Origin of the sequence: Mycobacterium simiae (assembly GCF_010727605.1) — a bacterium.
Taxonomy (GTDB): Bacteria; Actinomycetota; Actinomycetes; order Mycobacteriales; family Mycobacteriaceae; genus Mycobacterium; species Mycobacterium simiae.
The window spans coordinates 1,273,622-1,291,887 of the sequence record NZ_AP022568.1; the positions used below are offsets into that span (position 1 = coordinate 1,273,622).

Consider the following 18,266-nt stretch of genomic DNA (forward strand, 5'->3'; position numbering starts at 1 on the left):
GGTGGTCAGGTTAGAGCAGTCCGAGTAGCTGTAAATCGGTGACGTATTTGACCAGGATCGGTGCCGAGACGTGCGGGATGTCGTTATCGGATCCGATCTTGGCTTCTTGCACCGCGGCGCGGAACCTGGCGGTCGACGCCGACGTCGGGGGTGCCGGCGTCGCCGGCCGCAGATACCGCGGGCCGGCCGACTGCAGCAGCGCCAGCACGGTGTGTTGTCGTCGCCGCTGCGGGAGGCGACGCAGGCCGGCCTCGAACCGCTGCAACCACAGGTCGAAATCGTCGATGCGCTCGATCGGGTAACCGGCCTCAATCAGCCAGTCGACATAGGTGTCGAGTCCGATGCCGTCGTCGTGCGGGTTCATCACGTGATAGGTCTGGAACCCGTCGACGGCTTGGGCGCCGAGGGTGGCGATCGCCTCGGCGACGAATTCGACGGGCAGCCCGTCGTAGTGCGCGCGTTGCCGGTTGCCGTTCGCGTCACGCTGATAGAAAGACCCGGGTGCGATGCCGGTGGCCACCACGCTCAGCACCATCCGGGTGACCAGGTCCGCGACGTTGAGCTGGCCGAGGTAACTGGTGTCGGCCAAAATCATGCTGCTGCGAAACACCACAACGGGCAGGGCGCACAGGTCGTGGGCCTCCCGCAGCAGCACCTCTCCGGCCCACTTACTGTTGGCGTAGCCGGTAACCGGGCCACCGTCGTTGACGCGCGTCGGGCTGACGACCCGGATGTCGGCATCCTCGGCGAATGCCGATGGGTCAACCTGATCGCCCACGTTCGCCGTCGACACGTACACGTAGGGCTTGAGCCTGGCGGTCAGCGCCAACCGGATCAGTTCGGCGGTCCCGCCGACATTGGGCCCGAACAGTTCCTCGTAAGGCAGCACGCCGTTGACCAGTGCCGCCGAATCGACGATCAGATCAACGGATTCCACCAGCTGCTGCCAGGTCTGCTCGTCGAGGCCCAGCCGCGCCTGGGCCTTGTCCCCCGCGATGACTCGCAGCCGACCGGCGGCCAGGTCACGAAAGTGTGCCAGTAGCCGCGGATCTCCGCTGTCGAAGATTTTTTCCAGGCGACGCAGCGCGTCCGCGTCGCAGCTGTCCCGTACCAGACAGATCAGCGTCCCGTCGACCAACTCCAGCTGCTCGAGCAATTGCAGCACCAGATAACGACCGAGGAAGCCGGTCGCCCCAGTCAGCAGTACCGTGCGCAGCCGGGAACCCGGCATCGGCAGCGCGGCCGCCACCGAAAGTGTTTGCCGGTCAAGGAATTTGTCGAGTGTGAGATCGGCGGCGCGTAGCCGCTCGGGCTGGCCACCGTGCACGGACACGAAACGCGGATCGAGGGTGTGGCGATCCACCTGCCGACTCAAGGCACCGACCGATGGCGCGTCGAACAGGGTGCGGACGGTGAGGCGGGTGTCGAGGGCGGTGTTGAGGGTGGCGATCAGACGCATCGCCGAGATGCTGTCGCCGCCAAGGTCGAAGAAGGAATCGTCGACGCCGACTCGGTCCAAGCCAAGGATCTGGGCGTACCCGTCGGCCACGATTTTCTCGACGGTGCTACTCGGGGCACGGTACTCGGTGCTGTGGTAAAGCGGTGCGGGCAAAGCGCGGATGTCGAGCTTGCCGTTCACGGTCAGCGGCAACGCGTCGAGAACCATCACCGCGGCCGGGACCATGTAGGCAGCCAGCTGCCGCCCCAGTGCGGCGCGCGCATTGGCGACGTCCACCGCATTCGCCCGCGTTTCGGTGACGTAACCCACCAATCGCTTGTCGCCCGGGCGGTCTTCCCGGACGATCACGACCGCCTGTTCGACACCGCCCAAATCGCTTAGTGCCGACTGGATTTCACCCAGCTCGATGCGGTACCCGCGAATCTTGACCTGCTCGTCGGCGCGTCCCAGGTACTGCAGCTGACCATCGGCGCCCCAGCGCACGAGATCGCCGGTACGATACATGCGTTGCCCCGCCGAGCCGGCCCCACCGAACGGGCACGCCACGAACCGCGACGCCGTCAAGCCGGCGCGGCGCAGATACCCGGCGGCTAGTCCCCGCCCGGCCACGTACAACTCACCCACCATGCCCGGCGGCACCGGCCGCAACCAGCCATCGAGGACGAACAGCGCCGCTCCCGGGATCGGAACCCCGATCGGCGGTGTGCCGGAGCCGGAAGCCAACGGTGCACTGACCGTCACGCACAGGGTGGTCTCGGTCGGCCCGTAGGCGTTGGTCATCAGTCGGCCCGGCGCCCACCGGTCCACCAGTTCGGCCGAGCACGCCTCGGCGGCCACCACCAGTGCCGCCGCCGGCAGCCCGTCGGGCATCAGCGCCGACAATGCCGACGGGGTTTGATGCAAGACGGTGACGCCTTCATCAATCAGCAAAGACTGAAAGGCATCTGGCATTGCGGCCACCGACTCGGGCACGATCACCAGCCGGCTGCCGTGCAGCAGCGCACCCCAAATCTCTTCGACCGAGGCGTCGAACGCATAGGAATACCACTGCGACCACACCTGACCCGGTCCCGACGGCAGACCCACATGCAACGACTCCAGCAGCTGCGTCACGTTGCGATGGGTGGTCACCACCCCCTTCGGCACACCCGTGGTGCCCGACGTGTACACGATGTGGGCGACGTCATCAGCTCGCGGTGACGGTAACTCCATGCGCGGCTGGGCTTTTACCGCGGGATCATCGACATCGACGACCGGCAGCCGGTATCCGGCGAACCGGTCGGCAAGGTCGGCGGTAGTCACCGCCGCGATCGGCTCCGCGTCACCGAGCATGAACTCGATGCGCGAGCCAGGCACCGCCGGGTCGATCGGCAGATAGGCAGCACCCGCCTTCAGCACCGCCAGAATCGCCACGATCGCCTCGGCCGAACGAGCAAACAGCACCGCCACACACGCACCCGCACCCGCACCCAGCCCGACCAGGTGGTGCGCCAACCGGTTTGCCTGCTCGTCGAGCTCCGCATAGGTCAGCGACCGCTCCGCGCAGGTGATCGCCACGGCAGCGGGAGTACGGGCTACCTGCGCGGCGAACAACTCCGGGATCGACGCGCCCACAGCCGGGCGGCTTAGCACCGCGAGATTACCCAGGACGTCCAGCCTGGCACGCTCGTCGGCGTCGAGCATGTCCACCGCCGCCAGCCGTCCCGACGGGGCTTGCGCCATGGCCTGCAATACTCGCTGCAGCCGATCAGTAAGGCGCACAACAGCTTCCGCATCGAACAGCTCGGCGTCGTATTCGACGCCCAGCCCCAACTGCGGTCCCGGGGTGGCTTGCAGGGTCAGCGGATAGTGGGTGGATTCGTGACTGGTGAACTCGGTGATGGCCAGTGCGCCCAGTCCCGCCGAGACCGCGGCGTCGATCGGGTAATTCTCGTAGACAAACAGGGTGTCGAAAAGTTGGTCGTGGCCGGCGATGCGGTGAATCTCGCTCAGTGCCAGGTGTTGGTGGTCCAGGGTGTGCTGATGATTGTCGTGCAGCTGGTTGAGCAGGCCGGCCGTGGTGGTCAGCGCGCAGGCGCTGGCGCGCACCGGAACCGTATTGATCGCGAGGCCGACCAGCGACTCCGCCCCCGCGACATCGGTGGGGCGCCCGGATACGGTGGCACCGAAAACGACGTCGTGCCGGCCCGTCAGACACATCAGTACCTGGGCCCAGCCGGCCTGCAGCACGGTGTTCAGCGTGGTGTGCTGTGCGCGGGCCAGTTGGGTCAGCGCCCGCGTGGTCGGCTCGGGTAACCGGAACGCCGTCAGACCGCGCCGCCCCAGTTCACCGGCCCGATGCGATCCGACCAGCGTGGGGGTATCGAAGCCGGCGAGCACATCCCGCCATGCGGCCCGGGCAGCGTCGAGGTCTCGATTGGCCAGCCAGGCAACGAATCTGCGATACGGCACCGCGGCGGGCAGCTGCTGACCATCGTAGGTCGCGAAGATCTCGCGCAGCAGGATGGGCAGCGACCAGCCATCAAGCACGATGTGGTGGTTGGTGAGCACGAGGCGGTGGTGCCCGGCTGCGGTGCGCAGCAATGCCGCCCGAAAGAACGGTGGGTTGGCCAGGTCGCACACCGCGGTGCGTTCCTCGGCGCACACCCGTCGTACCCGATCGTCGGCGTCGGCGGCGCCATCGAGGTCGACCGATCGCCACGCCGGCGCCGGATCGACGGGGATGATCTGCACCGGCGGGTCGAACTGCGGACAGAACCGCGCCGCCAGGTTGGGATGGCGCACGACGACGGCGTGTACCGCCTCGCGGAGTCGAATTTCATCGAGCGGGCCGGTAAGGCCGATGACCAGTTGGGGCGCATACGGGTCGACACCGCTGTGCTCGGCGATGGTGGCGTGGAACAGCAAGCCCTGCTGCAGCGGCGTCAACGGCAACACGTCGGCGATACGGTGGCGATTCGCGAGGTCGTCGATCTGGCGCTGGGTGAGGCGAGCGGGCAGCAGATCCGACGGAGTGAATCCGCCCCCACCGCCTCGCACATGGGTGCAGATCCCGGTCAGGGCGTCAAACCACAACTGGCCTAACCGGTTTACCTGGGTACGGTCCAGAACCGAAGGCGCCCAGGTCCAGTTGGCGTGCAGGCGCGGGCCGCCCTCGCCGTCCAGGGTACCGGCGTCGAGTATCACGGCGTGGCTCAGCGGCGTCGGCACCGAAGCCGTTGCGGCACTGACTGTTAACGTGTCCGGGCTGGGCTGCCATAGGTCGGCGGCCAGGTCTGCCGCGGCGGCCAGCCGCCCCAGGTAATTGAAGGCAACGGCCGGGTCCGGCCCGTCCAGGCCCGCGTCGGCGTCGAGGTACCGCAACAGGCCGTAGGTCAGTCCGTCAGGCAGCGCGCGCAACTGTTCCTTCGCGGCTTTCAGCGCCGACGCGAGGCCGGCGCCGCCCGCGGTGACCTCAGTCCAGTCCAGCTCGTCGAGGGTCAACGCCACCGGGTGCTTGGCGGTGAACCAGCCCACCGTGCGCGACAGGTCCACCTGGACGTCGGCCAGCTCGTGGCGCCCGTGGCCTTCCACGTCAATGGCGACCGGCGTGTCGCCGCCCAGGAACTCCGCGAGCGCCAAGCCGAACGCGATCAGCAGAATGTCTTGCACGCCGGCGTGAAACGCCGATGGTACGTCGCTGAGCAGCGTGCGGGTGGTCTCGATATCCATCGTCAGCGACAATCGTCCGGCGTCGGCATAGGTGTCGGTGTGGGCATCGATGTCGGGTCCCAGCGCCGGCATTTCCGTCGCCGTGGCCGCGACTTTTCGCCACGCCTCACCATGTTTCACGATGTCGGGACGCCGCGCGTGCTCAGCGAGCAACTTCGACCAGCGCACGAAGGAGGTGCCGTCCGGGGTCAGTGCCACCGGCTGTCCACCTCGGCGCTGTGCCCAGGCAACGTTGAGGTCTTCCAACAGGATTCGCCACGAGACACCGTCGACGGCCAGATGGTGAATGATCAGCGCCAACTGACCGGTCGAGGTCGCCCACAGCGCGCTGACCATGACCCCCGCGCCGGGGTTCAGCCAGGACCGCGCCCGGGCGAGCGCGTCGTTGGACAGCTCCTCGACGATCTGCAGGTGATCTGCAGCGCGCACCGAGCCCGGGTCGGGGATGTGCAGCGACCATTGCCCGGCGCCGTCGTCCTCGACGCAGAGGCGCAACATGGGGTGCCGGTCCAACACGGCCTGCACGACGACGCCAACGTCGGTATCGGTAACGCCCGACGGGGCTTGGATGATCAGCGTCTGGTTGAACTCGTCGACCGGGCCGTCCACACCGTGCAGCCAGCGCATGATCGGCGTGGCGATCACCGGGCCGACGCCGTCGTCAGCTGGGCCGTCGTTTCCCGTGCTGATTGTGGCCACCCGCGCCAGGCCGGCCACGGTCTGTTCGACGAAGATGTCGCGGGGGCGGCACAGTACTCCGGCGGCCCGGGCCCGTGCCACGATCCGCATCGACAGGATGCTGTCGCCACCCAGGTCGAAGAAGGAGTCGTCGACGCCGACAAGATCCAGGCCGAGTACTTCGGCGTAGACGGTGGCCAGGATTTTCTCGACGGGGGTGGACGGCGCGCGGTATTCGGTCTCCCGGTATTCGGGCGCCGGCAAGGCGCGGGTATTCAGTTTGCCGTTGACCGTCAGCGGCAGCGCGTCCAGGGTCACGATGGCGGCGGGGACCATGTAGGCCGGCAGGCGCTTGGCCAACCGTGCGCGCGCGGCACCGATGTCGACGCCCCCGGCAGTCGACTCGGTAACATAGCCGATCAGCTTCTTATCACCGGGGCGATCCTCACGGACGATGACCACGGCCTGATCTACGCCGTCCAATCCTGCTAGCGCGGAACGGATTTCACCGATTTCGATGCGGTACCCGCGGATCTTGACCTGTTCGTCGGCACGGCCGATGTAACGCAGCGCTCCGTCGGGACCCCACAACACCAGGTCGCCGGTGCGGTACATGCGCTGTCCCGGCGATCCCGCATCGCCGAACGGGCAGGCCACGAACCGCGACGCCGTCAGCCCCGCGCGGCGCAGGTACCCGAGTCCCACCCCGAGCCCGGCCACGTACAGCTCGCCGACCACGCCCGGCGGCACCGGCCGCAACCGCGCATCCAGTACGAACAGCGCCGCTCCCGGGATCGGAACCCCGATCGGCGGTGTGCCGGAGCCGGAAGCCAACGGTGCACTGACCGTCACGCACAGGGTGGTCTCGGTCGGCCCGTAGGCGTTGGTCATCAGTCGGCCCGGCGCCCACCGGTCCACCAGTTCGGCCGAGCACGCCTCGGCGGCCACCACCAGTGCCGCCGCCGGCAGCCCGTCGGGCATCAGCGCCGACAATGCCGACGGGGTTTGATGCAAGACGGTGACGCCTTCATCAATCAGCAAAGACTGAAAGGCATCTGGCATTGCGGCCACCGACTCGGGCACGATCACCAGCCGGCTGCCGTGCAGCAGCGCACCCCAAATCTCTTCGACCGAGGCGTCGAACGCATAGGAATACCACTGCGACCACACCTGACCCGGTCCCGACGGCAGACCCACATGCAACGACTCCAGCAGCTGCGTCACGTTGCGATGGGTGGTCACCACCCCCTTCGGCACACCCGTGGTGCCCGACGTGTACACGATGTGGGCGACGTCATCAGCTCGCGGTGACGGTAACTCCATGCGCGGCTGGGCTTTTACCGCGGGATCATCGACATCGACGACCGGCAGCCGGTATCCGGCGAACCGGTCGGCAAGGTCGGCGGTAGTCACCGCCGCGATCGGCTCCGCGTCACCGAGCATGAACTCGATGCGCGAATCAGGCACCGCCGGGTCGATCGGCAGATAGGCAGCACCCGCCTTCAGCACCGCCAGAATCGCCACGATCGCCTCGGCCGAACGAGCAAACAGCACCGCCACACACGCACCCGCACCCGCACCCAGCCCGACCAGGTGGTGCGCCAACCGGTTTGCCTGCTCGTCGAGCTCCGCATAGGTCAGCGACCGCTCCGCGCAGGTGATCGCCACGGCAGCGGGAGTACGGGCTACCTGCGCGGCGAACAACTCCGGGATCGACGCGCCCGCCAGCGGTTTCGCCAGTACCGCGAGATTACCCAGAATATCCAACTGGGCTCGCTCGGTGTCGTCGAGCAACGGCACCGTGCCCACCACCACCGACGAGTCCGCCACCAACAGACGTTCGAACAGCGCCCCCAAACGCCGTGTGTGTCCGGCGATCTCGTCGGCGGCGTACCGGTCCGGATTCCAGGAGAAGTGCACGCGCGGGGATCCGTCGCCCAACTGCGGATAGATGTTGACCGCGATGTCTTGGATGGGAAAGTTGCTCAGGACGTGACAGGCAGATTGCGACGGACCGAAATGTAAGGGCGCCGCGAAGTCGAGCACGTTGACCACCGGACCGAACTCGAGGTTCATGTCGGGGTGGCCTCCGTCGCCGATGATTTCCGGGAATCCCCGGAACTGCTGATGGCGCAGTGCGCCGACGATCGCCTTGCCGACCCGATCGGTCAGCGCGCCGATGGAGTCTTGCTCGAAGACGTCGATGATCAGCGGCACCATGTTGGACACCATGCCCGCGCACTTCTTCAGCGCCGCTGTGGTGCGGGCCGATACCGGAAGCGACAGCGAGATAGTCTGCTGGCCGGTCGTTTTCGAGAGAAATACAGCCATTGTCGCGATGACCCGTGCGACGTCGAATTGCCCGCGGCCGTCGTGGGTGGGTGGGCAGGCGAGTTCGCGAACCAGGGGGTGGCGCGGGGCCACCGGTCGTTGCCTGCCCGACAGATCGGTGCTGCCGGGAGACCCGCGCACGATGGTTTTCCAGTACTCAGCGTCGGTGTCGCTGCGCGACGACTGTCGATATTTCGCGTCGGCGGCACGGATCGCGTCGAACTCCGAGAAATCGACAACACCTGCGGCACTGCGCCCCTCGGAGTAGGCGTCCGCGACGTGCCGCAGGAAGTTGTAGGCGCCGTAACCGTCCAACACGATGTGGTGGGCCCGCACGTAGAAGTAGCACAACTCGTCGGTGACCCGCAGCAGCACGAAGTGGGTGAGCCGGTCGTGGAATAGATCGACCCGCTGACGGTAGTCGTTGTGCATCCACGCCAGGGCCGCGACGGCCGGGTCGGGCTCGGCACGCAGATCGACACAGTGCAAACCGCGCGGGACCGAGTGGTCGAGCATGAACACCGGTTCGCCCCGGTCGGAGGCGAGCCGCGCGCACGGTGTGCCAAACCGCGTCGCGGCCGATTCGCATGCGGCCATGAGTCGTTCGGCGTCGACACCATGATCAATCTCGACATAGCCGGCGAAGTTGTACGGGACGTCGGGCTGCAGTTCTTGTGCAACCCACATCGATCGTTGCGCGGGAGTCAACGGTCCCAACGTTTCCGGCTGCGTACCGTAGTCGAGCATTTAGAACGAGCTTCCTGTTCGCAGCGGCGTTTGTCCGGTCCCGCAAGCGTTTTCGGTCGGCGATCGCACTATGCGTTACTGTCCAGGTAGCCCCCGCGGCGAAAGTACTTCTCCCCGCTACACTCGACACCTTCCGAGGAACGGATGCGCGTGATCACCAAACCGCGATTGTGGCCCCGGTGTGGCGCAGCTCCACACACCACAACGCCGCCCTCCTCCTGCACCATCACCCGACCCGGCGTGCCGCCGTACCGGGCGTCGGAAACGCGGGCCTCCAGCACCTCGATCCGCTCGCCCCGATAAAAGCTGAACGCGCGGGGGTAAGGGTCGGATAAGGCGCGCACGAACCGCTCGAGGTCGTCGGCCGGCCAGCTCCAGTCGATCAGACTGTCGCGTTGCGAACGCTTGTGGAAATACGTCCGCTCCGCCTTGTTCTGCGGCCGAAAGGCGGCGCTGCCGGACTCCAGCGCCCGTAGCGCTTCGTCCAGCGCACCCGGGATGAGATCCGTACCCCGGAGCACCAACTCGGTGCCGGTGTCGGTGGGCCCGATAGGCAATGCTCGCTGCACCAGGATGTCCCCGGTGTCCAGGCCGTCGTCCATGCGATGCACCGTCAGCCCGAACTCGGACTCGCCACTGATCAACGCCCACAGCACCGGCGAGAAGCCGGTGAATTTGGGCAGCAGCGAATCGTGCAGATTCAGGGTGCAGTACCGCGGCAGGTCGTAGAGCTCGGGCGGCATCCGGTGATACCAGCTGTTGACGACGATGACGTCGGGCCTGCAGCCGGCGACCAGGTCAATCGTCTCGGGGTCGGCGTGCTCGGCGACATGTACCGGGATGCCGTGTTGACGAGCGAGTTCGTCGACGGGCGCCGACCAGATCGCCTTGTAAGACTCGCCGCTGGCGGGGTGCGTCACGGCGAGCGCGATTTGATGCTCGAGGTCGATCAACGCTTGCAGAGTCTTGTAGCCCCACACCTGGAACCCAAAAAACACAATGCGCATTACGCAGAACCCGCTAACTGTTGGCCGGCTCGACGCACCCCACTGTGCGCCGCCCACAGAAGCCGAAGCTTACCTTAGGCTGGCCTAAGTTCGCGCGCCGGGCAAAGGCGGCGTCAATTCCTCTGCTCGGGCGGGTCTAGGACCGGCCGTCGCGGCAGGAAGGCTGCCGGGATCATTGTGCACACGGCCATGGCGGTGGCGACCGCAAACACCGTCGCATAGGCGTGCGCGAGCACGGGCGGCGCGGCCAGGTCGCCGTGCCCAGTCAGCTGCTTGGTCAACAACGTCGCCAGCAACGCTGCGCCGATGGCCCCACCCAACTGATCGTTGATGCCCAGCAGCGTCGTGCCCCGGGCGACCTGATGCGCCGCCAACGACTGCATGCACCCCGCGGACAGGGGTGTCGCGGCGCAACCGATGCCCAAGCCCGCGATCAGCAGCCCGACCAACAGCGTGGGTGTGTAGTGCGCGTGCCGGGCAACGCCGAGGGTGAAGACCCCCAGGCCGACCGCCATCAGCGGAAATCCGACCAGCACCATCCGGCCCGGCCCGAATTTATCCATGACCGCTCCGGCAATGGGCGTGGTCACCACGACGCCGACGCCCATCGCGATCAGGTGCAGTCCCGACTCCATGGGCGTCTGGTGCAACCCCGCCTGGAAATAGCTGGGCACCAGTAGCAAGACGCCGACATAGGTGGCGGCGAACAGTAACAGGGTCAGGTTGGACAAGGTGACCACCCGGTTCCGCAGCAGCCGCAGATCCACCAGGGGGTGGTCGCCGCGACGCCACGCATGCACGATGAAGGCGGTGATCAGGGCCAGACCGAGGGTCAGTGGCAGCACAACGTGGGCATTGGCGACCCCGTGATGCTCTGGAATGGCGGACACTCCGGCCAGCAGGACGGCGAAGCCGGGCGAGAGCAGGAGCAAGCCGAGGACATCGAGGGCCTCCGACGGCGCCGGGCGGTCTCTGGGAAACATGGCCGCCGCGAGCACCAACGTGATCAGCCCGATCGGCAGGTTGATCAAGAAGATCCACTGCCATCCGTAGCTGCCGATCAACCAGCCACCCAGGATCGGCCCCCCGACGGGGCCCAGCAGGAAGGGAATGGCGCCCACCGCAACCAAACGGCCAAGCCGCTTGGGGCCGGCCTCTTTGGTCGCGATCACGAAGCTCAGAGGCGACAAGATGCCGGCACCAACGCCCTGCAACGCCCGAAATACGATCAGCGACAAGATGTTTGGTGCGATCGCGCACAACAGCGAGGCCGCGGTGAACAGGGCGACCGCGCCGATGAACAGGCGTTTGGTGCCGAACCGGTCTGCGGCCCACCCGGTTACCGGGACGACGGCCGCGAACGCGAGCAGGTAGCCCGCAATCGTCCACGAGACGACGGCCGGGGTGGAATTGAATTCCGCTGCGAAGGCGCGCTGCGCGACGGCGACCGCCGTGGAGTCCAAAAACCCCATCAGCGCGGCCAGGCCGCACACCGCGCCGATGCGCAGCAGCCTGGCATCAAGCTTGTCGGGGAGCTTTTCCGGGTAGTCGGCCTCGGCGACGGGCGGCGCCCCGACGGTAGTGGGCGGCGTTTCGTTCATGGCGTTGCGAGCTTATCGGCTAATGTCCGGAGCCGAAGACGCTCACCTCGTCACCGCCGAACGATAGCGTGAATCGGCGGGCCTCAGACCGCCTTCCCGACCCACTCGTCGGCAGGCTAAGTGCCCGACTCCGAAGACTTTTCAGACTCCCCGGAGTCATTCGACTCCTCGGACTCGTCGGGCTCCTCCGACTCGTCGGGCTCCGCGGACTCGCGCGATCCCCCGGACTCTTCGAGCTTGTCAGCGAATTTCGTCAGCAACCCGGCCAGTCCGCGGGCCTCATCGACGGCCAACAAGTCGTCGAACAACTGCTCGTCGCTGTCCGAAATGCGCTCCAGGTAGATCGCATTGTCTTTGATACTGACGTCCCACCGGCCGCCCTCGTGACGAACCATTCCGATCCCGCCTTCCGCCTCGCCATGTGTTTCGAGTTGACGCCCCGCGCGCTACCGGTTGGTTTACCCACTTTGGCCGGCCTGGCCGCGCCGATTGGGTGTGCGTTAGCGTCGTCGGCGTGACGCTGAAAAACATTCCCCTGACCACCCTCGACGGCCGACCGACCACACTGGCCGAATTGTCCGACGGTGCAACGCTGGTCGTGAACGTCGCCTCCAAGTGCGGGCTGACACCGCAGTACACGGCGCTGGAGAAACTGGCCAAGGACTACCGCGACCGTGGTCTGACGGTCGTCGGTGTTCCGTGCAACCAGTTCATGGGCCAGGAGCCGGGCACCGCGGAGGAGATTCAGGAGTTCTGCTCGACGACCTACGGGGTCACGTTCCCTTTGCTGGCCAAGACCGACGTCAACGGCGCCGACCGCCACCCCCTCTACGCCGAGCTGACCAAGGCATCCGACGCCGCGGGCGCCGCCGGCGACATTCAGTGGAACTTCGAAAAATTCCTGCTCGCCCCGGACGGTGCGGTGGTCAACCGGTTCCGTCCGCGCACCGAGCCCGACGCGCCCGAGGTCATCGACGCCATCGAGACCGTCCTCCCCCGCTAGTCGACAAGTGATGCGAATGGCCCCCAGGAATCTCCGGGGGCCATTTCGAGTAGTCGACTACGCATGCTCGGCAATGGGTACCGGCATAACTTCTCATTCGGCACCACGTCGATTCGGCAATCGGCTTTCAAGGAGGACAGATGTCTCAAATCATCGGTGACCATAACCCTTTGGTGAACTTCACGCTGAATCCCGGCGCGGGTGTTCAAGTGTGGTGGACCGGGGTTGACGCCTACAACATCGGGTTTCCGTTCCCGTCAGCGGTGTGGACTCAATCCAGCCGCGTCGTCGCCGACAGTCACTCGATGGACTGGTCTCGAAGCGCCGGGCCCAGCGGAATTGTGTACACGGTGAACCTGCACGCCGAGGGCAACGGCACGGGCAGCCCGGCCGCTTTCCGAGTGCAAATTGGTCAATTGAACTGAGGAAGAGCCATGAAACGACTCGTTGTGAGCGACAAGAATGGACGCATCATCGCGACCGGCCCGCATCCGGAGGAAAAGCCGGACAGCCACGTGATGTACGGCTTCAACCCCCTCGACGGACAACAGATCCACGAAATCGAGTTGCCCGACCACGTCAAGACGATCGAGCACGTCGTCGAACTACACACGACGCATCTCGTCCGGGCGGAGGGGAACAAGGCCAGGTTGGTGGCGGCAGCAGCCACCTGACTCGTCGGCCGACATGGGACGGCCCCCGGACGAATCTCCGGGGGCCGTTCCGCTAGTCGCGCCGGCTCGTCCGGTCGTCCTCGCCGTTGTCCGGATCCCAGGTGCCCGGCACCATCGGCATGCTGGGTCCGTCGCCGAATTCGTCACCGGCCAGGGTGGTCAGGCCCGCCGCGGCGGCAAATCCTTTCCGGGCCGTGCCGACAAACCCGAGGGACCCCGCGCCGCTACCGGACGCCGTCGTCGCCGGCTCCTGCCAGTCCGGGTCGACGTCGACATTCATATCCAGATACTCGTCGCCATGCCCGCGCCGCCGCGCTCCTCGCCGGCGCCGGGCGCGCGCCGCCTGTCGTGCCGTCGCATCGGTTGGCACCGGCGCCGAATCCGGTTCGGCTGCTTTCTTTTTCGCACCCGCCCCGGCGCTGGCGCTCAGGCCCGAGCCAAAGCCAATGCCCGGTGGCGCGATGGCATAGGGCGGCGCGAAGCCGGGGCCGGCCGCAGCAGGTGGTGCCGACGGTGCCGCACTGGCCACCGTGCTTGCCGGGGCACTCGGCGCGGGCGCGGGCGCCGACGCGGGAGCCGCGGCAGGCGCGGCGATCGGGGCGGTTCCCAACGCCGCCGGCAGGCTCGGCGCCGCCGCAGCGGATGGAGGCGCCGCGGCGGCGGGCGCCGGGGCGGGTGCCAGCGCGGCCAGACCCGCGAAGCCACCCAGCGCCGCAAAGGGGGCCGCGGCGAGTAGCGCGGGAACCAGAAACAGTTGCGGCTGCAGAGGCAGCCAGCTGCCGAGCTGAGCAAGATGCGTCGGCCAGTCGAACAGCATGAGATTGGTGATGAACTGAAACGCGGCCGCCGGGTTTTCCTGCAGTAGGGACCCGAACCGTTGGAAGTCCGAAAACAGTTCCAGCGCCCGAGCCACCCACCAGAGCAGGTCCCCGGGGTTGGAGTAGGCCTCGTACGGCAGACCGTTGAGTGTCCCCTCGACCGGATCCCATTCGATGCCGACCAACCGCAGCAGCTGTGCGACGAACCGATTGAGCGGGCTGTCGAAGCCGTGCTCGTGGTCGTGGTGGTCGTCGTCTTCCTCGTGCTCGTGGTCGCGCGCGGCCGCGTCGGATCTCAGAATCTGCGGCGCCGGCTCGGTCTGCGGAGCGGCCACCAGGGCCGTCGTGGCGACGGCATCATACGTCGCCATCGTGGCGGCGGCCTGCACCCACATCCGGGCATAGTCGGCCTCGTTCACCGCGATCGGAATGGTATTGATGCCAAAGAAATTGGTCGCGGTCAAGACGCCGTGGGTGGTGTGATTGGCCGCCAGCTCGGGCAGCGTCGGCATCGCCGCCAACGCGGCGGTGTAGGCCGCCCCCGCCGCTTCGTGCTGCGCGGCCACCGCGGCACTGTGCGTGCCGGCCTGGGCCAGCCATGCCACAAACGGAGCGTGCGCGGACGCATATGACTCTGCAGCGTTGCCCTGCCACGTCTCGGCCTGCGTCGCCGCAACCAGCGCGGCGAGTTCCTCTGCGGCCGAGAGGTATTCGGCGCTCATCGAATTCCACGCCGCGGCTGCGGCGAACAGCGACCCCGGACCCGGTCCGCTGCTCAACAAGGCCGAGTGCACCTCCGGCGGGGAAGCCATCCAGATGGGTGCGGTCATCGTCGACAATCCCCAGTGCATTGGGCCCTCGAGAAGGCCACTACGGCAGGCATCCTCATGACCGGCACCTCCTGGGCTGATCGGCTTGCAGACCACCGAACCCTAGTTGAAAACGATTGTCGTTATCAAAGCCGGTCGCCAGGCTCATAGCAAAGGCATAGAAACCGGGCGAGCACTATCCGCCGCCGCCACCGGAACTGAACCTCGAGCTGCGACAAGAGGCGTGGAAGAGACGCTTCCAACCGCGAATCCTGCTGGAAGTCCCGATACCCTGAAGTCAGGACTGCGGGTCGGTGCCCTCCGAATCCCGTTGCGCCTCCCAGAGTTCCCGTGCGCACGCCGCACGCCCCTGTTCAGTGTTCAAGTCATGGCGATCGATGATTGCGGTTTGCTCCTCGAATTCGCGGTAACGCCGCGGCCGCCACAGCGATCTCAGCGCGCCGACGAGCCGGGCAAGAAAAGGTGGCTTCTCGTTATTAGCTAGGTGTTGCACCACGGGGGTTTGCCTTTCACTAGAAATTTCCCCCGGAAAATGCCGAATGCGGCGATCTAGGTGATGGATGTGTTCAGGCAGTAATGCGCGTGGGCGATCTGCACGAACCGCTCCGCCGGAGCCCCCACCGCAACCTCGATCGGTCCCGTCCGCCAGCGTTCAATCAACGCGGCTGCATCGGTCCGCGACCAGACCCGTTCATCGAGCAGCGCGGCGGTCGGGAACGCCCAGCCACGCAGACGCGCCCCCGAAAGGGTGTCGTCCTGGGATTGCGCCGCCGTCGTCGGCGCGTACTCCCATACTGGCTCGGCAGCGTACGCCCGAGCCTGCATGGAATCGTCCTCAACCACGCGATCAATGTAACCGCCAGCACCGACCTGGGCAGCACTATTGCCCGCATTCTGATTCTGGGGGCCGCGGTCGCGGCTGCCGCGTCGGTCGCGCACACGTCGCGCTCGCCACGGCGGTGTAGCGCTGCGTCGTGGCGACCGAGGCAACCGTTGGCAAACACGACATCCCACACTCAACCCTGACGACCACGGCATCGTCTTCACCACGCGATTCGCCGGCGGCAAAGGCGGACGCAACTGCGCCCCAAATAGACGCTGTCGCAACGATTCCCACGCTTCCTGTCGAATAATCGACCGGATCGAGGTCAACGGAGTGACTGCAGTGTCTCGTGGCTAGGTCCGCGTTTCCAAGCTGGAAAGCGGTGACCTGTCGCATACCGAGCTGGGCGCCCTGCAGGCGTACATGGCCGCGCTAGGCGGACAGCTGCGCATCGTCGCCGAGTTCGGCGACAACACCGTCGAATTGACCGCTTAAGCCCAGGATCCCGCCGCGACGTTCAGCCGATGTCGACCCAGAAAGTCAGCGCTATGGCGCCGGCTCCAGTGACGACCAACAAGATCACATCGAGTGGACGGAGGCGCGGCTGCTCCGCCGAGCCCATCCGAATCTCGCGAGCGATCAAGAACAGGGGCACCGTCACACTGATGGCGACGAAGACGCCCCCGAGTACGTAGAGCCACACGAACCGCACGCCGCGCTTCCTTGCTTCTAACACCATCAGGATGACGACGGACAGACTAAGCATCAGCGCGTCCGCAGTGATATTGCGCGACGCGGCATTGACCCTCGTGTCCTGCCAGAAAGAAAAGAAGAACGCGGCACCACTGTGCGTGTACGCGGCGGTTTGACTCCACGTCGCCCCCAGCGCAATCAGCGCGATGAGCGCGTAAACGGCGCACAGCACCTTGCGGGACGTGGGCATCGATGCTGCCGGCTGAACCTGCTCGGTTGATGTCATGGAGAAACGCTAGGCGAACGCGCACCCGAAGCTGTGGGAAATGGCATCAAAATCATCAACGCCGCCACCGGAGAAACTCCTGCGCGACTTCACCCTCGACCCCGCTAGGGACTGCCACCCAACCGGCGCGCCCCCAAAGGCCCCACACGGAAAAAACCCCGAACCTAACGTAGGTTCAGGGCTATTCCGATGTCTTGCGACACCACATGGTAGCGGGGACAGGATTCGAACCTGCGACCTCTGGGTTATGAGCCCAGCGAGCTACCGAGCTGCTCCACCCCGCGTCGGTAAATGTCAGGTTACCGAACCTGGGTCAAGCCGACCAAATCGCACGCTCAGCGGGGGTTTCCGCCGGGTCAGTGGGTCTGCGGCCGCAGCCCGTACCGGCGCGCGATGTCGTCCATCCAGGCCGGCGAGCCGTAGGTCAGGCCGTACTTGTCGGCGAGTTGGCCGAACTCGGGCAGCTCGTGCAGCGGCTTCGCAGACGGGTTGCCGGTGTGCTCGGAGAGCAGCTCACCGAGCTCCCGGAAGTAATTCTCGAACCCGCCGGGCGTGATGATCTCGACGATGCGACCCGGCACGTTCCCGGCATTCCACATCGCGTGCATCTGGCCGCGCGGCTTGGTGATGTAACCGCCGGGCCCGAGCACCACCTCACTGTCGTCGGACCGAAAACCAATCTCCCCCGCCAACACGAACGAATGCTCGTCCTCGCGGCTGTGTCGATGCGCCGCAGAAATGAAGCCGACCTCAAACGGGTGCTCGACGATGGACACCTCGCCATTGTTGTTCTTACCGGAGAGCTTGAAGGCCGCCCCGAAACCCGGGATGGCCACGTAGTCACCCTCGCCGGGCCGCACCACCGAAATCCCGATCCGGTGCAGATCCGACATTTCGCGGATCATTTCGAGCTCCCGCCAGACGGCCACAACGGCTCCGGCACCTCGACACCGAACGGCTTGCCCCACCCGTTGCGTGATGAAACTTCATGCACGGGACGGCGATTGGCCGCAACCCCCCACCTGCCCAGCGGATAGCCGAGGGTCAGCATCGCCGACATCTTCCAGCCCTGCTCGACCGGAACACCCAGCAGCTCATTCACCTCGTCCTCGAAGTTACGAAGCACCATCGTCATCACGCCGCCAACACCCTCGGCCCGGGCGGCAAGCAACGCACTCCAGATCGCCGGATAAATGTTGGCCCCGCCGAGATCGTCGATGGCAAAGACGAAGAGCAGCAAGGGAATTTCTTCAAAATGGTCGGCCAGGTAGTCACCGGAGCCCTTCATGCGGCGCATCGTCTCGGCATGAGCGGCCGTGTCCGCGCCGGGCGCCGGCGCGGCCATGGGCCCGGCGCCGGACGCGAACTTCGCGTATTCCAGGGCGCGGGCCTGGCGGAACAGCCCGGCAAACCGGCGGATGAGATCCCGATCGTCAACGGCGACGAAGTGCCAACGCTGAGTATTGCCCCCGTTCGGGGCGCGCACCGCCGCGTCGAGGATGCGAGCCTGAGTCTCCAGCGGAATGGGATCCGGCCGCAACCGCCGCATCATCCTGGTGGTGTAAAGCCCTTCATAGATATCCATTTCGCCATTCCTCCCATCTA

At 66.3% G+C, this 18,266-nt stretch carries 13 protein-coding genes, 1 tRNA gene and 1 pseudogene; 4 read left to right on the plus strand and 11 right to left on the minus strand.

Annotation, left to right across the window (positions count from 1 at the left end; all coding sequences use genetic code 11):
* Positions 1–10: 10 nt before the first annotated feature.
* From G6N33_RS05830 to G6N33_RS05845, 4 genes are all read right to left on the minus strand, one after another.
* Positions 11–8,926 (minus strand): amino acid adenylation domain-containing protein, encoded by an 8,916-nt coding sequence (locus tag G6N33_RS05830; protein WP_163771475.1) that lies wholly within the window; start codon positions 8,924–8,926, stop codon positions 11–13.
* Positions 8,927–8,994: 68 nt separating this feature from the next.
* The gene (locus tag G6N33_RS05835) at positions 8,995–9,933 is read right to left on the minus strand and encodes a methionyl-tRNA formyltransferase (RefSeq protein WP_044510153.1); all 939 of its coding nucleotides are present in this window, start codon (positions 9,931–9,933) and stop codon (positions 8,995–8,997) included.
* Positions 9,934–10,046: 113 nt separating this feature from the next.
* Entirely contained in the window at positions 10,047–11,534 is a 1,488-nt protein-coding gene (locus tag G6N33_RS05840; RefSeq protein ID WP_044510151.1) for a DHA2 family efflux MFS transporter permease subunit, read from the minus strand.
* Positions 11,535–11,650: 116 nt separating this feature from the next.
* Positions 11,651–11,929, minus strand: a complete 279-nt coding sequence (locus G6N33_RS05845) for a hypothetical protein (protein WP_044510150.1) — start codon at positions 11,927–11,929, stop codon at positions 11,651–11,653.
* Positions 11,930–12,048: 119 nt separating this feature from the next.
* On the opposite strand from G6N33_RS05845, the gene G6N33_RS05850 reads away from it, so the two are divergent.
* The 3 genes from G6N33_RS05850 (at position 12,049) to G6N33_RS05860 (ending at position 13,211) form a co-directional block, all read left to right on the plus strand.
* Positions 12,049–12,537, plus strand: a complete 489-nt coding sequence (locus G6N33_RS05850; protein WP_044510148.1) for a glutathione peroxidase — start codon at positions 12,049–12,051, stop codon at positions 12,535–12,537.
* 140 nt (positions 12,538–12,677) lie between these two features.
* Entirely contained in the window at positions 12,678–12,962 is a 285-nt protein-coding gene (locus G6N33_RS05855; RefSeq protein ID WP_044510147.1) for a hypothetical protein, read from the plus strand.
* Positions 12,963–12,971: 9 nt separating this feature from the next.
* Positions 12,972–13,211: a hypothetical protein gene (locus G6N33_RS05860; protein ID WP_044510146.1), complete on the plus strand. Its 240-nt coding sequence runs from the start codon at positions 12,972–12,974 to the stop codon at positions 13,209–13,211.
* 52 nt (positions 13,212–13,263) lie between these two features.
* Here G6N33_RS05860 and G6N33_RS05865 read toward each other — a convergent pair whose 3' ends face one another.
* From G6N33_RS05865 to G6N33_RS05875, 3 genes are all read right to left on the minus strand, one after another.
* Positions 13,264–14,859 (minus strand): PPE family protein, encoded by a 1,596-nt coding sequence (locus G6N33_RS05865; protein ID WP_101528662.1) that lies wholly within the window; start codon positions 14,857–14,859, stop codon positions 13,264–13,266.
* A gap of 277 nt (positions 14,860–15,136) precedes the next feature.
* On the minus strand, positions 15,137–15,355 hold the full coding sequence (locus G6N33_RS05870; RefSeq protein WP_155945940.1) for a hypothetical protein: 219 nt from the start codon (positions 15,353–15,355) through the stop codon (positions 15,137–15,139).
* 53 nt (positions 15,356–15,408) lie between these two features.
* Positions 15,409–15,702 (minus strand): hypothetical protein, encoded by a 294-nt coding sequence (locus G6N33_RS05875; RefSeq protein ID WP_044510143.1) that lies wholly within the window; start codon positions 15,700–15,702, stop codon positions 15,409–15,411.
* A gap of 340 nt (positions 15,703–16,042) precedes the next feature.
* On the opposite strand from G6N33_RS05875, the pseudogene G6N33_RS27230 reads away from it, so the two are divergent.
* Positions 16,043–16,177: pseudogene (locus tag G6N33_RS27230) on the plus strand (transcriptional regulator); the annotation flags it as partial.
* 22 nt (positions 16,178–16,199) lie between these two features.
* On the opposite strand, the gene G6N33_RS05880 reads toward G6N33_RS27230, so the two are convergent.
* The 4 genes from G6N33_RS05880 to G6N33_RS05895 form a co-directional block, all read right to left on the minus strand.
* Positions 16,200–16,661 carry a DUF2834 domain-containing protein gene (locus tag G6N33_RS05880; protein ID WP_044510142.1) on the minus strand — a complete coding sequence of 154 codons (462 nt, stop codon included), beginning with the start codon at positions 16,659–16,661 and terminating at the stop codon, positions 16,200–16,202.
* A gap of 207 nt (positions 16,662–16,868) precedes the next feature.
* Positions 16,869–16,945 (minus strand) — tRNA-Met (locus G6N33_RS05885).
* Positions 16,946–17,017: 72 nt separating this feature from the next.
* Positions 17,018–17,554, minus strand: coding sequence for a cupin domain-containing protein (locus G6N33_RS05890; RefSeq protein WP_044512943.1), 537 nt, complete (start codon positions 17,552–17,554; stop codon positions 17,018–17,020).
* A gap of 8 nt (positions 17,555–17,562) precedes the next feature.
* On the minus strand, positions 17,563–18,246 hold the full coding sequence (locus G6N33_RS05895) for a nitroreductase family protein (protein ID WP_044510141.1): 684 nt from the start codon (positions 18,244–18,246) through the stop codon (positions 17,563–17,565).
* Between the last annotated feature and the right edge of the window lie 20 nt (positions 18,247–18,266).

Coding starts and splice junctions, on each gene's coding strand:
- G6N33_RS05830 (WP_163771475.1), bottom strand. CDS start 8,926: ATGCTCGACTACGGTACGCAGCCGGAAACGTTGGGACCGTTGACTCCC.
- G6N33_RS05835 (WP_044510153.1), bottom strand. CDS start 9,933: ATGCGCATTGTGTTTTTTGGGTTCCAGGTGTGGGGCTACAAGACTCTG.
- G6N33_RS05840 (WP_044510151.1), bottom strand. CDS start 11,534: ATGAACGAAACGCCGCCCACTACCGTCGGGGCGCCGCCCGTCGCCGAG.
- G6N33_RS05845 (WP_044510150.1), bottom strand. CDS start 11,929: ATGGTTCGTCACGAGGGCGGCCGGTGGGACGTCAGTATCAAAGACAAT.
- G6N33_RS05855 (WP_044510147.1), top strand. CDS start 12,678: ATGTCTCAAATCATCGGTGACCATAACCCTTTGGTGAACTTCACGCTG.
- G6N33_RS05860 (WP_044510146.1), top strand. CDS start 12,972: ATGAAACGACTCGTTGTGAGCGACAAGAATGGACGCATCATCGCGACC.
- G6N33_RS05865 (WP_101528662.1), bottom strand. CDS start 14,859: ATGACCGCACCCATCTGGATGGCTTCCCCGCCGGAGGTGCACTCGGCC.
- G6N33_RS05880 (WP_044510142.1), bottom strand. CDS start 16,661: ATGACATCAACCGAGCAGGTTCAGCCGGCAGCATCGATGCCCACGTCC.
- G6N33_RS05890 (WP_044512943.1), bottom strand. CDS start 17,554: ATGTCGGATCTGCACCGGATCGGGATTTCGGTGGTGCGGCCCGGCGAG.
- G6N33_RS05895 (WP_044510141.1), bottom strand. CDS start 18,246: ATGGATATCTATGAAGGGCTTTACACCACCAGGATGATGCGGCGGTTG.